The organism is Acidisphaera sp. S103, from assembly GCF_009765975.1.
In the GTDB taxonomy this organism is placed as follows: Bacteria; Pseudomonadota; Alphaproteobacteria; order Acetobacterales; family Acetobacteraceae; genus Rhodopila.
The window spans coordinates 98,995-111,221 of record NZ_LMUJ01000063.1; the positions used below are offsets into that span (position 1 = coordinate 98,995).

Annotated in this window: 20 protein-coding genes; 17 read left to right on the forward strand and 3 right to left on the reverse strand. The window is 62.9% G+C overall.

Features of this window, described 5'->3' with window-relative positions:
• Nucleotides 1-9 precede the first annotated feature (9 nt).
• The 17 genes from rpsQ to rplQ all read left to right on the forward strand — a co-directional run bounded on the left by rpsQ (nucleotide 10) and on the right by rplQ (nucleotide 9,541).
• The gene (gene rpsQ, locus GSQ89_RS21230; RefSeq protein WP_158928935.1) at nucleotides 10-327 is read left to right on the forward strand and encodes a 30S ribosomal protein S17; all 318 of its coding nucleotides are present in this window, start codon (nucleotides 10-12) and stop codon (nucleotides 325-327) included.
• 12 nt (nucleotides 328-339) lie between these two features.
• A complete protein-coding gene (gene rplN / locus GSQ89_RS21235; RefSeq protein WP_158928937.1) occupies nucleotides 340-708 on the forward strand; it encodes a 50S ribosomal protein L14 in 369 nt (122 codons plus the stop codon).
• Nucleotides 708-1,028, forward strand: coding sequence for a 50S ribosomal protein L24 (gene rplX / locus GSQ89_RS21240; RefSeq protein WP_158928939.1), 321 nt, complete (start codon nucleotides 708-710; stop codon nucleotides 1,026-1,028). The genes rplN and rplX overlap by 1 nt, the downstream gene beginning before the upstream one ends.
• Before the next feature lie 121 nt (nucleotides 1,029-1,149).
• On the forward strand, nucleotides 1,150-1,728 hold the full coding sequence (rplE, locus tag GSQ89_RS21245; protein ID WP_158928941.1) for a 50S ribosomal protein L5: 579 nt from the start codon (nucleotides 1,150-1,152) through the stop codon (nucleotides 1,726-1,728).
• A gap of 55 nt (nucleotides 1,729-1,783) precedes the next feature.
• Nucleotides 1,784-2,089, forward strand: coding sequence for a 30S ribosomal protein S14 (gene rpsN / locus GSQ89_RS21250; protein WP_158928943.1), 306 nt, complete (start codon nucleotides 1,784-1,786; stop codon nucleotides 2,087-2,089).
• Nucleotides 2,090-2,102: 13 nt separating this feature from the next.
• Complete coding sequence (rpsH, locus tag GSQ89_RS21255; protein ID WP_158928945.1) at nucleotides 2,103-2,501, forward strand: 30S ribosomal protein S8; 399 nt, start codon at nucleotides 2,103-2,105, stop codon at nucleotides 2,499-2,501.
• A 10-nt stretch (nucleotides 2,502-2,511) separates the two neighbouring features.
• Nucleotides 2,512-3,045, forward strand: a complete 534-nt coding sequence (gene rplF, locus GSQ89_RS21260) for a 50S ribosomal protein L6 (protein WP_158928947.1) — start codon at nucleotides 2,512-2,514, stop codon at nucleotides 3,043-3,045.
• Nucleotides 3,042-3,404: a 50S ribosomal protein L18 gene (rplR, locus tag GSQ89_RS21265; RefSeq protein WP_158928949.1), complete on the forward strand. Its 363-nt coding sequence runs from the start codon at nucleotides 3,042-3,044 to the stop codon at nucleotides 3,402-3,404. The genes rplF and rplR overlap by 4 nt, the downstream gene beginning before the upstream one ends.
• A 10-nt stretch (nucleotides 3,405-3,414) precedes the next feature.
• A complete protein-coding gene (rpsE, locus tag GSQ89_RS21270; protein WP_158928951.1) occupies nucleotides 3,415-4,017 on the forward strand; it encodes a 30S ribosomal protein S5 in 603 nt (200 codons plus the stop codon).
• The gene (gene rpmD, locus GSQ89_RS21275) at nucleotides 4,010-4,192 is read left to right on the forward strand and encodes a 50S ribosomal protein L30 (RefSeq protein WP_158928953.1); all 183 of its coding nucleotides are present in this window, start codon (nucleotides 4,010-4,012) and stop codon (nucleotides 4,190-4,192) included. Before rpsE ends, rpmD begins: the two co-directional genes overlap by 8 nt.
• A gap of 1 nt (nucleotide 4,193) precedes the next feature.
• Complete coding sequence (gene rplO, locus GSQ89_RS21280) at nucleotides 4,194-4,685, forward strand: 50S ribosomal protein L15 (RefSeq protein WP_158928955.1); 492 nt, start codon at nucleotides 4,194-4,196, stop codon at nucleotides 4,683-4,685.
• 113 nt (nucleotides 4,686-4,798) lie between these two features.
• Nucleotides 4,799-6,124, forward strand: a complete 1,326-nt coding sequence (gene secY / locus GSQ89_RS21285) for a preprotein translocase subunit SecY (RefSeq protein ID WP_158928957.1) — start codon at nucleotides 4,799-4,801, stop codon at nucleotides 6,122-6,124.
• Nucleotides 6,121-6,771, forward strand: a complete 651-nt coding sequence (locus tag GSQ89_RS21290; RefSeq protein ID WP_158928960.1) for an adenylate kinase — start codon at nucleotides 6,121-6,123, stop codon at nucleotides 6,769-6,771. Before secY ends, GSQ89_RS21290 begins: the two co-directional genes overlap by 4 nt.
• Nucleotides 6,772-6,951: 180 nt before the next feature.
• Nucleotides 6,952-7,329: a 30S ribosomal protein S13 gene (gene rpsM, locus GSQ89_RS21295; protein ID WP_158928962.1), complete on the forward strand. Its 378-nt coding sequence runs from the start codon at nucleotides 6,952-6,954 to the stop codon at nucleotides 7,327-7,329.
• Between the two features lie 86 nt (nucleotides 7,330-7,415).
• The gene (rpsK, locus tag GSQ89_RS21300; protein WP_158928964.1) at nucleotides 7,416-7,811 is read left to right on the forward strand and encodes a 30S ribosomal protein S11; all 396 of its coding nucleotides are present in this window, start codon (nucleotides 7,416-7,418) and stop codon (nucleotides 7,809-7,811) included.
• A gap of 118 nt (nucleotides 7,812-7,929) precedes the next feature.
• Complete coding sequence (locus GSQ89_RS21305; RefSeq protein WP_158928966.1) at nucleotides 7,930-8,961, forward strand: DNA-directed RNA polymerase subunit alpha; 1,032 nt, start codon at nucleotides 7,930-7,932, stop codon at nucleotides 8,959-8,961.
• Between the two features lie 160 nt (nucleotides 8,962-9,121).
• Entirely contained in the window at nucleotides 9,122-9,541 is a 420-nt protein-coding gene (rplQ, locus tag GSQ89_RS21310; RefSeq protein ID WP_158928968.1) for a 50S ribosomal protein L17, read from the forward strand.
• Between the two features lie 118 nt (nucleotides 9,542-9,659).
• Here rplQ and GSQ89_RS21315 read toward each other — a convergent pair whose 3' ends face one another.
• From GSQ89_RS21315 to GSQ89_RS21325, 3 genes are all read right to left on the reverse strand, one after another.
• On the reverse strand, nucleotides 9,660-10,133 hold the full coding sequence (locus GSQ89_RS21315) for an aromatic-ring-hydroxylating dioxygenase subunit beta (RefSeq protein ID WP_158928970.1): 474 nt from the start codon (nucleotides 10,131-10,133) through the stop codon (nucleotides 9,660-9,662).
• Nucleotides 10,134-10,135: 2 nt separating this feature from the next.
• On the reverse strand, nucleotides 10,136-11,380 hold the full coding sequence (locus GSQ89_RS21320; RefSeq protein ID WP_158928972.1) for a Rieske 2Fe-2S domain-containing protein: 1,245 nt from the start codon (nucleotides 11,378-11,380) through the stop codon (nucleotides 10,136-10,138).
• Between the two features lie 159 nt (nucleotides 11,381-11,539).
• A complete protein-coding gene (locus GSQ89_RS21325; RefSeq protein ID WP_158928974.1) occupies nucleotides 11,540-12,220 on the reverse strand; it encodes a thioredoxin family protein in 681 nt (226 codons plus the stop codon).
• Nucleotides 12,221-12,227: the final 7 nt, after the last annotated feature.

A 12,227-nucleotide genomic window follows, 5' to 3' on the forward strand; every position in this document is an offset into this window, starting at 1 on the left:
GAGAGGGCGATGCCAAGGCGCGTCCTGACAGGGCGGGTGACCAGCGACAAGATGGACAAGACCATTACGGTTCTTGTCGATCGGCGCGTGATGCATCCGCTGTATAAGAAGTTCATTCGCCGGTCGAAGAAATACGCGGCGCATGATGAGGCGAATGTGTGCAAGATCGGCGATCTGGTTCGCATCGCCGAATGCGCGCCCATCAGCAAGCGCAAGACCTGGACCTTGATCGAGCGCAATGGCGCGAACATCGATGGTGCCGAGGCCGAGAGCGCTGCCATCCTCGAGTCGGTTTCGGCGCCTTCCGCGCCCGCGCCGGCTGCGTAAGGGAGACGGTCGATGATTATTGTAGAGACCAATCTCGAGGTCGCCGACAACTCGGGCGCGCGTCGCGTCCAGTGCATCAAGGTGCTGGGCGGATCGAAGCGCCGGTTTGCCTCGGTCGGCGATGTGATCGTCGTGTCGATCAAGGAAGCCATTCCCCGCGGCAAGGTGAAGAAGGGCGATGTCCACCAGGCGGTGGTCGTGCGCACGTCGTTCCCGGTTCGCCGAGCCGATGGCAGCGCGATCCGCTTCGACCGCAATGCCGCCGTGCTGATCAACAAGCAGCAGGAGCCGATCGGCACCCGCATCTTTGGCCCGGTCGTGCGTGAGCTGCGTGGACGCAAGTTCATGAAGATCATTTCTCTCGCGCCGGAGGTGCTGTAATGGCCGCGCGCATCCGTAAGGGCGACATCGTCCTGGTGACGACCGGCAAGAGCAAGGGCCAGCGCGGCGAAGTGCTGCGCGTGTTCCCGGCCGCCGATCGGGCGATCGTGCAGGGGGCTGCCATGGCGCGCCACCACACGAAGCCGACCGGGATGGGCCAGCCGGGCGGGATCATCGACAAGGAAGCGACGATCCACATGTCCAATCTGAAGCTGGTCGACCCCAAGAGCGAAAAGCCGACCAAGGTCGGGTTCCGCGTGCTTGAGGGCGGCCGCAAGGTCCGCGTCGCCAAGGCGACCGGCGAAGTGATCGAAGGCTAGTGCGATGAGCGGAACGAAGAACCAGCCGAAAGGCAAGGCGGGCGGCAAGACCGCTGCCCCACGTGGTGGGAGCGGTGCGCCGGCCGGCAAGGAAGCCCAACGCGCCGCTCGGCGGGTGGAAATGGTCGGCGTCGATGCGCCGGTCACCTCTCCCAGCGATCTGCCGCGCTTTCTGCAGCGCTACCGTAGCGAAGTGCGGGCGAAGCTGCAGGCGGAGTTCGGCTACAAGAACGAGATGCAGATTCCGAAGCTCGACAAGATCGTCATCAACATGGGTGTTGGTGAGGCGACGGGCGACCAGAAGAAGCTCGACGCCGCGGTGGCCGAACTGAACGCGATTGCTGGGCAGCGCCCGGTGAAGACGGTGGCCAAGAAGGCGATCGCCGGCTTCAAGATCCGCAAGGGTCTGCCGATCGGCTGCAAGGTCACGCTCCGCAAGGCGCGCATGTATGAATTCCTGGACCGTCTGGTCACCATTGCCATGCCGCGGCTGCGCGATTTCCGCGGCATCACCGGCAAGGGTTTCGATGGCCGTGGCAACTTCGCCATGGGTCTGAAGGAACAGATCATCTTCCCGGAGATCAACTACGACCGGGTGGACGACATTCGCGGCATGGACATCCAGTTCGTGACCACCGCGAAGACCGATGCCGAAGCGAAGGCCCTGCTGAAGGCTTTCGATCTACCTTTCGCCAACTGAGTATTTGGAAAACCCCTGGGCACATGCCCGGTAGGTTCCGGAGGATCTAAACAGGATGGCCAAAACTTCCCAGGTCAACCGCAATAAGATGCGTGAGAAGATGGCGAAGCGCGACAAGTCCAAGCGCCAGGTGCTCAAGGACGTCTTGATGGACAAGACGCTTCCGGTCGAGGACCGCTTCAACGCGTCTTTGAAGCTGGCGCAGATGCCGCGCAACGGCGCGTCTGTGCGGGTTCGCCTGCGCTGCGAACTGACCGGCCGCTCACGCGGCAATTATCGCAAGTTCAAGCTCTGCCGTATCGCGCTGCGCGATCTGGCCAGTGCCGGGCAGATCCCCGGCATGGTCAAGGCGAGCTGGTAGAGGGAACGGCACGATGTCAATGTCCGATCCCGTCGGGGATATGCTGACCCGCATCCGCAATGCCCAGCGCGCGCGCCACTCGGTCTGTGTGGCGCCGGCGTCGAAGCTGCGGGAGAATGTGCTGGGTGTGCTGAAGCGTGAAGGCTTCATCCGGGGTTATGCCTCGGAGCAGCTACGCCCAGGCGTCGCGCAACTGCGCATCGAGTTGAAGTACAACGAAGGTGAACCGGTCATCAAGGAGATCCATCGCGTCTCCAAGCCGGGCCGCCGGGTGTACTCCAAGATCAAGGAACTGCAACGGGTCTACGCTGGCCTGGGTATTTCCATCCTTTCCACGCCGGCTGGCGTGATGAGCGATGCCGAGGCTCGCGCTGCCAATGTTGGCGGCGAAGTCCTCTGCCGCGTGTTCTAAGGGGCCGACAATGTCACGCGTCGGAAAATATCCGGTCGAAATTCCCGCCGGTGTGCAGGTTGCCATCGCCGGGGGCATGGTGACCGCGAAGGGTAAGCTTGGCGAACTGAAGTTGCCGCTGACCGATTTGGTGCAGGCCACGGTCGACGGCAACAAGGTCAGCGTCAAGCCGCTGAACAACGAGACCCGCTCTCGCATGATGTGGGGTACGACCCGTGCGCTGATCGCGACGATGGTGAAGGGGGTATCCACCGGCTACACGAAGTCGCTGGAAATCACCGGCACCGGCTATCGCGCGGCCGTGCAGGGCAAGAACCTGGAGATCAACCTCGGGTTCTCGCATCCGGTGGTGTTCCCGGTGCCCGATGGCATCAAGATCACCTGCGAGCGGCCGACCTCGATCAAGGTCGAGGGTATGGACAAGCGCCAGGTCGGCCAGGTTGCCGCGGAAATCCGGGGGTTCCGTCCGCCTGAGCCCTATAAGGGCAAGGGCGCGCGCTACTCCGACGAAGTCATCCGGCGCAAGGAAGGTAAGAAGAAATGAGCGCCAAGCACGATCTTTCCGTTCGCCGCAAAAGCCGGCTGCGCTACCAGATCAAGCAGAAATCGCACGGGCGTCCCCGCCTGTCGGTGTTCCGCTCGGGCAAGAACATGTATGCCCAGGTCATCGACGACGCGCAGGGCACCACGGTTGCCGCTGCCTCGACGCTGGACGCCGGCCTGAAGGCCGAACTGAAGACGGGGGCCGACAAGGCCGCCGCCGCGGCGGTTGGCAAGCTGGTCGCCGAACGGGCGCTGGCCGCCGGCATCAAGCAGGTGGTCTTCGACCGCGGCTCCTATCTGTATCACGGCCGGGTCAAGACCCTGGCCGATGCCGCCCGCGAAGGCGGGTTGGATTTCTAGGGAAACACACATGGCACGTGAACCGAGAGAAGGTGGCGGCCGGGGCCGGGATCGCGAGCGCGGTGGCGACCGCGAGCCCGATGACGGCATCATCGACAAGCTGGTGACCATCAACCGCGTCGCGAAGGTGGTGAAGGGCGGACGTCGTTTCGCTTTTGCCGCCCTGGTGGTGGTTGGCGACCAGAAGGGCCGCGTCGGCTACGGCGCCGGCAAGGCACGCGAAGTGCCGGAGGCCATCCGCAAGGCGACCGAACGTGCCAAGCGCGGCATGATCCGGGTGCCGATGAAGGAAGGCCGCACGCTGCACCATGATGTCACCGGCCACTTCGGCGCCGGTAACGTGATTCTGCGGTCGGCCACGGCCGGCACCGGGATCATCGCCGGTGGTCCGTTGCGCGCAGTGTTCGAAACGCTCGGGATTGGCGACGTCGTGGCGAAAAGCCTCGGCAGCCGGAACCCGCATAACATGGTGAAGGCGGCGTTCGCGGCGTTGCAGAAATGCGCCAGCCCGCGTTCGGTGGCGACGCGTCGTGGCAAGAAGGTGCCGGAACTGTTCGGCCGCCGTGACGTCCCGAACGCTCCGCCGGCACAGGAGGCTACGGCCAATGCCTAAGGTTCGCGTGACGCAAACCCGTTCCGCCCTCGGCCGCCTACCCGGCCAGAAGGAAACCCTGGTCGGTCTCGGCCTGAACAAGCTGCGGGCGACCCGTGAACTGGAGGATACGCCTTCGATTCGCGGGATGATCCGCAAGGTTGCCCACCTGATCAAGGTGGAGGAGCTGTCCTGACATGAATCTTAACGAACTGCGCGACAATCCCGGCGCGCGCCTGAAATTCAAGCGGCTTGGCCGCGGTATTGGTTCAGGCAAGGGGAAGACATCCGGCAAGGGCGTCAAGGGCCAGAAGGCGCGCGAAGGCGTGTCGCTGAATGGCTTCGAAGGCGGTCAGTTGCCGATCTATCGGCGGTTGCCGAAGCGTGGCTTCTTTAATCATTTCCGCAAGTCGTACGCCCCGGTGAATCTGGGCGCACTGGATGCGGCGATCGAGGCCGGCAAGATCGACGGTTCTCAGCCGATCACCGAGGCGATCCTGTTCGCGGCCGGCCTGGCGACGCAGAACAACAAGGACGGCATCCGGTTGTTGGCGGAAGGCACGATCACGCGCGCCATCACCATCACCGTCTCCGGCGCTTCGGTGACGGCGAAGGCAGCGGTTGAAGCGGCGGGTGGGTCGGTGACGACGACGGTTGCGCCGAAGGCGGCAGCGGCAGAAGCAGCCTGACCTCCAACGTGATGAAGCGAAAGCCACGTGGGCGGTTTTAGCCGCCCCGTGGCTTTTTGCTTGACCGGCATCCGGCTTGCGCCAAATTAAGTCCGATCACAAAGGGAAATCCCATGGCATCCGCTGCCGAACAGCTTGCGGCTAATCTCAATCTGGGCGTCTTCTCCAAGGCGACCGAACTGAAGCAGCGCATCTGGTTCACCCTTGGGGCGCTGGTCGTCTATCGCCTGGGAACCTACATCCCCATTCCAGGCGTCGACCCGTCGGTGATGGCGCAGATGATGTCGCAGCATGGCGGCGGCCTGTTCGGCATGCTGGACATGTTCACCGGCGGCGCGCTGAAGCGGCTGACCGTATTCGCGCTGAACATCATGCCTTACATCAGCGCCAGCATCATCATCCAGTTGATGACCAGCGCCATTCCGACCCTGGAAGCCCTGAAGAAAGAGGGCGAAAGCGGCCGCAAAAAGCTCAACCAGTACACCCGCTACCTGACGGTGCTGATCGCCGTGTTCCAGTCCTACGGCATCGCGGTCAGCCTGGAGACGATGAATGGCGCCGTGATCGACCCCGGCTGGTTCTTCCGTTTCTCCAGCGTGATCACCCTGGTTGGCGGCACCATGTTCCTGATGTGGGTGGGTGAGCAGATCACCGCCCGAGGCATCGGCAACGGCACCAGCCTGATCATCATGGCCGGCATCGTGGCCAATCTGCCCACAGCCTTCGCATCGATGCTGGAAATGGGGCGGACCGGTGCGTTGTCGCCCTTCTTCATCCTGATATTCCTGGTGATCGCCGTCGCCACGATCGCGATCATCGTGTTCGTGGAGCGAGCGCAACGGCGCATTGCCGTGCAGTACCCCAAGCGCCAGGTCGGGAATCGGATGTTCGGCGGCGACTCGACGCATATTCCGCTGAAACTCAACACCTCGGGCGTCATTCCGCCGATCTTCGCCAGTTCGATCCTGCTGATCCCGGCGGCGGTCGCCGGATTTGCCACCAACGGTCCGGCCTGGCTGCAGGCGATCGGGGCACAGCTAGGGCAGGGTCAGCCGCTGTATCTGGGCCTGTATGCGTTCATGATCATCTTCTTCTCCTACTTCTACACCGCGGTGGTGTTCAATCCGGAGGAGACAGCGGACAACCTGAAAAAATACGGCGGCTTTATCCCCGGCATCCGGCCGGGCAGCGCGACAGCCGAGTATTTCGACCGGATCCTGACCCGGTTGACCACGGTCGGCGGCATCTACCTGGTGGCGGTCTGCCTGTTGCCGCAAATTCTGATCACCGACTACGGATTGCCGTTTTATTTCGGCGGCACCTCGATCTTGATCGTCGTATCGGTTACAATGGACACCGTGACGCAGATTCAATCGCATCTGCTCGCACATCAATACGAAGGTCTTATTCGTAAGACACGGGGCAAGGGGCGTCGGTGAAACTCATTCTGCTAGGCCCTCCCGGGGCGGGGAAGGGCACCCAGGCTAAGCGCCTGGAGGAACGGTACGGGATCGTGCAGATCTCCACCGGCGATATGCTGCGGGCCGAGGTTGCTGCCGGCAGTGCCATCGGCAAGGAGGCCAAGGCGGTCATGGAGGCGGGGCAACTCGTCTCCGACGATATCCTGGTCCGCATGCTGGCGTCCCGGCTGGAGCAGCCGGATGCGGCCAAGGGGTTCATCCTCGACGGCTTCCCGCGTACCGTGCCGCAGGCTCGGGCACTGGATCGGATGCTGCAGGACAAGGGCCTTCGGCTCGACGCCGTGGTGGAACTGAAGGTGGACGACGCCGCGCTGACCGATCGGATCGCCGGCCGCTTCACCTGCGCGAAATGCGGCACCGGCTACCACGACGTATTCAAACCTACGGCGAAGGCTGGGGTCTGCGACTCGTGCGGGTCGACCGAGTTCGTCCGCCGAGCCGACGATAACCGGGAGACGGTGGCAGCGCGTCTGGAGGCCTATCATCAGCAGACCGCGCCGATCATCCCGCACTACGCGGCGACGGGGATTCTCAAAACCGTCGACGGAATGGCCGATATCGATGAGGTTACCCGCCAGCTCGACCGCGCATTGGCCGGGGTTTGATACTTATGTTGAGTTCCTCACGCAGAGTTGATAAGTCTTCGTTGACTCCTGCACAGCAGAAACTATAGTCCCGCGCTCCGGCGCAGCCCCATATGGGGGTTTGGCGCCGCTTGCGCGTATTTCAGCCTTTCGGGGCAGTTAAAGGGTCCGGGTCAGTCGCCGGACGACAGGAGAGTAAGCGTGGCGCGTATTGCCGGCGTGAATATCCCGACGAATAAGCGAGTGACCATTGGGCTTCGCTATATCTATGGCATCGGCCCGACCAAGGCCGCTGCGATCTGTCAGCAGCTTAGCATTCCGGACGATCGCCGGGTCAACCAGCTTTCGGATGACGAAATCCTCCGCATCCGCGAACTGATTGACCGTGAGTATCGCGTGGAAGGCGATCTGCGGCGTGAAGTGGCGATGAACATTAAGCGGCTGATGGACCTGGGCTGCTATCGCGGCTTGCGGCATCGCCGTGGCCTGCCGGTGCGCGGTCAACGGACCCACACGAACGCCCGCACCCGCAAGGGCAAGGCGGTGGCGATCGCCGGCAAGAAGAAAGTCACCAAATAAGATAAGCCAGAAGGCTTATCTCATCGAAAGCGTTATGCCGCGCCGGTTTTCGGCGCGGCTGGCAGTTGAAGCAGGATCAAAGACACATGGCGAAACCCGCCGCAGCCGCTCGGCCTCGCCGCAAAGAGCGTAAGAACATCATCGCAGGCGTGGCGCATGTCGCGGCCACGTTCAACAATACGGTGATCACCATCACGGATGCCCAGGGCAACGCTATCGCATGGTCGTCCGCGGGCAGCCAGGGCTTCAAGGGCAGCCGCAAAAGCACCCCGTATGCTGCCCAGGTCGCGGCCGAGGATGCCGGCAAAAAAGCGCGTGAGCACGGTATGGAGACGTTGGAGATTGAGGTCAGCGGACCTGGTTCGGGACGCGAAAGCGCCCTGCGGGCGTTGCAGGCGGTCGGCTTCCAGGTTTCGACCATCCGCGACATGACCCCGATTCCGCACAATGGCTGCCGGCCGCGGAAGCGCCGGCGGGTTTGAAGTTCGCGTTCGCGCCGGCCGGCGCCGTCCGGCCAGGGGCGGACCAGAAGGCCGAGGTTTTTGACACTGTCCAGGGGACATCAACCGCGCCCGACGCGGTTCGAAAGGTGTTGGTAGTATGAGGCAGAGCGCAGTTATCCAGAGAAATTGGCAATCTCTGATCAAGCCTGAGAAACTGGAAGTCGAGCCAGGCGCCGATCCGTCGCGCGTCGCCACCGTCGTCGCCGAACCGCTGGAGCGTGGCTTCGGCATGACGCTCGGCAATGCGATCCGCCGCATCCTGCTGTCCTCGCTGCAAGGCGCGGCCGTCACCGCGGTGCAGATCGATGGTGTGCTGCACGAATTCAGCAGCGTGCCCGGCGTTCGTGAGGACGTGACGGACATCGTGCTGAACATCAAGCAACTCGCGTTGCGGATGCACGGTGAGGGCCCGAAGCGGATGACGCTGACCGCTACCGGCCCGGGCGAGGTCCGCGCCGGTCAGATCCAGTCCGGTCATGACATCGACATCATGAACCCCGAACTGATCATCTGTACCCTGGACGACGGGGTGAAGCTGGGCATGGAGTTCACGGTCAACCTGGGCAAGGGCTATCAGCCGTCCAGCGTCAACCGTCCGGAAGATGCCCCGATCGGGCTGATCCCGGTGGACAGCATCTACTCGCCGGTGCGCCGCGTGTCTTACAGCGTTGCCCCGACCCGCGTGGGTCAGGTCACCGACTACGACAAGCTGCTGCTGACGGTGGAAACCAACGGCGCGGTGACGCCGGAAGATTCCGTCGCGCTCGCGGCTCGCATTCTGCAGGACCAGCTACAGCTCTTCATCAACTTCGATGAGCCCCAGCAGATCCGCACGGAGGAGCCGCAAGACGATCTGCCGTTCAACCGTAACCTGCTCCGTAAGGTGGATGAGCTAGAACTGTCCGTCCGTAGCGCCAACTGCCTGAAGAACGACAACATCGTCTACATCGGCGATCTGGTGCAGAAGTCCGAACAGGAGATGCTGCGCACACCGAACTTCGGCCGCAAGTCGCTGAATGAGATCAAGGAAGTGCTGACGTCCATGGGCCTCGGCCTGGGCATGAGCGTGGCCGGTTGGCCGCCTGAGAATATCGAAGACCTGGCTAAGCGGCTCGAAGAGCCGTTCTGAGCATGATCGCGCTTGGCGGATACGCCAGAGCGCGTGAATCATGCGATCAAACGAGGGCATGATCGCGCATCCAGAGCGCGTGTATCATGTGGGAATACAAGGTGTAGACCGGCTTCAGGTCGCCTGAAGGCGGCCTGGGCTGGAATAGGGAAACAGATCAATGCGTCACGGATTGTCCGGCCGGAAGCTCGGCGTTACCTCCACTCATCGCCTGGCCATGTTCCGGAACATGGCGCATGCGCTGCTCAAGCATGAGCAGATCACCACGACCCTGCCGAAGGCGAAGGAACTCCGCCCCGTCGCGGAAAAACTGATCACCCTCGGCAAGAAAGGCGGCCTCGCCAACAAGCGGCTGGCCTATGCCGAACTGCGGGACGACGTGATCGTCACCAAGCTGTTCAGCACGCTGGCCGATCGCTACAAGGCCCGCGCCGGCGGTTACACCCGTGTGCTGAAAGCCGGCGTGCGCTATGGCGACGCGGCCGACATGGCGGTGATCGAGCTGATCGACCGCGACGTCTCCGCCAAGGGCATGGACAGCGGTCCGGTCCAGGCGAAGGAAGAAGACACCGAAGAGTAATGCCAACAGCCCATTGAGGCCGACTCTTGCTCCGTCATGGTTCGGCGGCAGTCCGGGCCATCTGCGACGGTAAGGTGCTGGATCAGATGGCCGGACGCGAGCCGGCCGTCGCAATCGTCTAAAGCGGGATCGCCAGCAGCGTATCGATTCTGTCGCTGTCCAGCACTACCAGCCGCTCCTGGAATCGATAGGCGCCACCAGACGTATCGATCCGATCCAGATAGCGCCCGGTCGCGAACAAAGACGTCGCGCCGTCCCCCATGACCCGAACCACGATGAAATGCGAGTGGACGCAGGCAACAGCCCCGTCCATGCCTTTGAACCGGATCGGGCCGATCACGTGCCGGTAGCGGTGCGGCTCAAACAAATTGGCGCGGCGGATTGAAAACACCCGGTCGAGCATCATCCCCTGAGAGGCCGCGTACATCACCCCCTGCCGCATCCCCGCTTCGTGGTTCGACCGGCTGATCACCAGGTAACGGCACGGGTCGGCGAACAGATCCGGCCATTCCTCCAACCGGTCCTCGTCGATCGTTTCGGCATATGCGCCGATCAGTTCCTGCACACCAAGGCGGATCGCAAGGTCGTCCATGCTCAATCGCCCATCAGCGCGCGGTAATGTTTCCAGAAGCCACGGATCGCCGCCTCGCTTGCTCTGAACGATTGCGATTCGGCCTCGTGTCCGCCCATCATGACGATGCCGGCGCCGTCGTCGTTGTATTGCAGGGCACGCTGCACGAATCCGCCGATGCACCCGTCTTCCATCGCGATATACCCCGCCGGACCGATCAGGTTGCCCTGACGCAACCGGCGTTCGGTCATCGCTTCGTCATCGGTGTCGAAGCCGAGATGGATCCATTCCAGCTCCGTCCGGTCGACGCCACGGGGACGGATCACCCGCACCGCGATCGTATTGCGCACCTGCTGCAACACCATGCCTGGCATGATCGTCAGGATCTGCACGGATACCCCGTCGCCATACTCATCGACTGATTCGACTACCGATCCATCCTGCAACCGGAACTCGCTGTCGGAGCGCAAGCCGGCGTCCTTGTAATCAGCATCCTCCGCCGCGTAGTCGAGCTTGGCGAAACTGTAATGATTGCCGCCATCGCGGTTGATGAAGATACCGCCGGGCATGCTTAAACGGTTGATCCGGAAGGTCGTCAGAAACAGATGCAGGATCGAGGCGTGGTAGGTGTCCTTCACGTTCTCGAAATAAAGTTTCCAGTTGTTGGGCAGAATCTGGGTATTGCGCCCCAGCAGGGTCGGCGTGCGGTTCATCACCCGCTTCAGCCCGCGCGTCACATCCTCGCCAAGCCAGCTCTCCAGGTCCGGTGTGGAGTCGGAGAACGTGCCGAACACCAGCCCGCCAAGCTCCGCGACCCGCAGACGCCGCAGGGTGTGGTCTTCCTTGCGGAATTCCGATGGCATGCCGCCCTGGCGCTGGACGCCGTGCTCGAACGCCACGCCGGTCAGTTGCCCGGTCAGGTTGTAGATCCAGCCGTGATAGATGCAGCCGAATTCCTTGACGTTGCCCTGCCGTTCTAGACACAGCAGGTTGCCGCGGTGGACGCAGCGGTTGACGAAGGCGTTGATCGCACCCGCCTGGTCGCGGACCACGATCACGGCGGCCTCGCCGATCGTGGTGGACACGAAATCGCCCGGCTTCGTCAGTTCCACCGCCAGGCAGAGGTAGTTCCAGGTCGGTCCCTGGAACAGCCGCTCCTGCTCGCGGTCGTACTGTGCCTGGTCGGTATAGACCCGGAACGGCACCTCGCTGATGCCGTTCGAGGGCCAGGAAACACCGTGGTCGGCGGTCAGTCCGGATTGAGACATGCGCGCACTCTCCTCCCGATTTTCATCGACGCTACGCCAGATCGAGGGGCACGTGAAGCCTTGGCGCCCCGGCCAGGGGATCGCCTACGGGCCGATGATGAACATTTTCGCTACTTATTAGCAACGAGAAACGCGACCCGGTTCCACGCCGGCGACCCGTCAGGACGCCAGGCGCGCCGCGCCAATGATGTGACCGTCTTCGGTTTGCAACAGGACGGCGAAGCCTTCCCCCACCGGCGGCGCCTGTCGCAACGCGACCGGGACCCCGGACCAGGCACCCACAGGCGTCAGTGAGCGGACGACGTTGGACTCCAGCAAGGTGCGCCCGCTGTTCTCGCCGCGGCCGATCGGGGTTTTGTGCGAGAAGTCGAAGCCAACGAGCAGAACCTGGGCTTTTCCGGTTCCAGCCCCGACCTTGATCAGCAAGGTTTGCCCGTCGCGCGCGACACTGACCGGGACGGTTTTATGGGCGGCTGAGGCGATCGCTTTCAGTCCCTGTGACCGGTCGGACCCGACAAAACCGATCGCACCGTCCACCACGATCTGCGGCGTATAGACGCCGTCCTCACCCAGGCGAAGAGCGTAGTCCCGCTGCCGAACGGTGGCGACCTCAAGCGAATACGGGTCTTTCCAACCGAGGTAATCCCAATAGGTGACGTGGAACGCCAGGGGCAGGACATCGTGCCGCTGATGGGCGAGGTCCGTCAGGAACGCATCTGCCGGCGGGCAGGAGGAACAGCCTTGCGACGTGAACAACTCCACGACCGTGGGTGCTTCCTGGGCATGGCCGGCGGTCGCCAGGGCGGCGGCAAGCCCAAGTCCGACGATCACGGTGCGCATAAAATCT

What these genes read in the sequence shown, in the direction of transcription:
- rpsQ (WP_158928935.1), top strand. Translation starts at nt 10, where the DNA reads ATGCCAAGGCGCGTCCTGACAGGGCGGGTGACCAGCGACAAGATGGAC.
- rplN (WP_158928937.1), top strand. Translation starts at nt 340, where the DNA reads ATGATTATTGTAGAGACCAATCTCGAGGTCGCCGACAACTCGGGCGCG.
- rplX (WP_158928939.1), top strand. Translation starts at nt 708, where the DNA reads ATGGCCGCGCGCATCCGTAAGGGCGACATCGTCCTGGTGACGACCGGC.
- rplE (WP_158928941.1), top strand. Translation starts at nt 1,150, where the DNA reads ATGGTCGGCGTCGATGCGCCGGTCACCTCTCCCAGCGATCTGCCGCGC.
- rpsN (WP_158928943.1), top strand. Translation starts at nt 1,784, where the DNA reads ATGGCCAAAACTTCCCAGGTCAACCGCAATAAGATGCGTGAGAAGATG.
- rpsH (WP_158928945.1), top strand. Translation starts at nt 2,103, where the DNA reads ATGTCAATGTCCGATCCCGTCGGGGATATGCTGACCCGCATCCGCAAT.
- rplF (WP_158928947.1), top strand. Translation starts at nt 2,512, where the DNA reads ATGTCACGCGTCGGAAAATATCCGGTCGAAATTCCCGCCGGTGTGCAG.
- rplR (WP_158928949.1), top strand. Translation starts at nt 3,042, where the DNA reads ATGAGCGCCAAGCACGATCTTTCCGTTCGCCGCAAAAGCCGGCTGCGC.
- rpsE (WP_158928951.1), top strand. Translation starts at nt 3,415, where the DNA reads ATGGCACGTGAACCGAGAGAAGGTGGCGGCCGGGGCCGGGATCGCGAG.
- rpmD (WP_158928953.1), top strand. Translation starts at nt 4,010, where the DNA reads ATGCCTAAGGTTCGCGTGACGCAAACCCGTTCCGCCCTCGGCCGCCTA.
- rplO (WP_158928955.1), top strand. Translation starts at nt 4,194, where the DNA reads ATGAATCTTAACGAACTGCGCGACAATCCCGGCGCGCGCCTGAAATTC.
- secY (WP_158928957.1), top strand. Translation starts at nt 4,799, where the DNA reads ATGGCATCCGCTGCCGAACAGCTTGCGGCTAATCTCAATCTGGGCGTC.
- rpsK (WP_158928964.1), top strand. Translation starts at nt 7,416, where the DNA reads ATGGCGAAACCCGCCGCAGCCGCTCGGCCTCGCCGCAAAGAGCGTAAG.
- GSQ89_RS21305 (WP_158928966.1), top strand. Translation starts at nt 7,930, where the DNA reads ATGAGGCAGAGCGCAGTTATCCAGAGAAATTGGCAATCTCTGATCAAG.
- rplQ (WP_158928968.1), top strand. Translation starts at nt 9,122, where the DNA reads ATGCGTCACGGATTGTCCGGCCGGAAGCTCGGCGTTACCTCCACTCAT.
- GSQ89_RS21315 (WP_158928970.1), bottom strand. Translation starts at nt 10,133, where the DNA reads ATGGACGACCTTGCGATCCGCCTTGGTGTGCAGGAACTGATCGGCGCA.
- GSQ89_RS21320 (WP_158928972.1), bottom strand. Translation starts at nt 11,380, where the DNA reads ATGTCTCAATCCGGACTGACCGCCGACCACGGTGTTTCCTGGCCCTCG.
- GSQ89_RS21325 (WP_158928974.1), bottom strand. Translation starts at nt 12,220, where the DNA reads ATGCGCACCGTGATCGTCGGACTTGGGCTTGCCGCCGCCCTGGCGACC.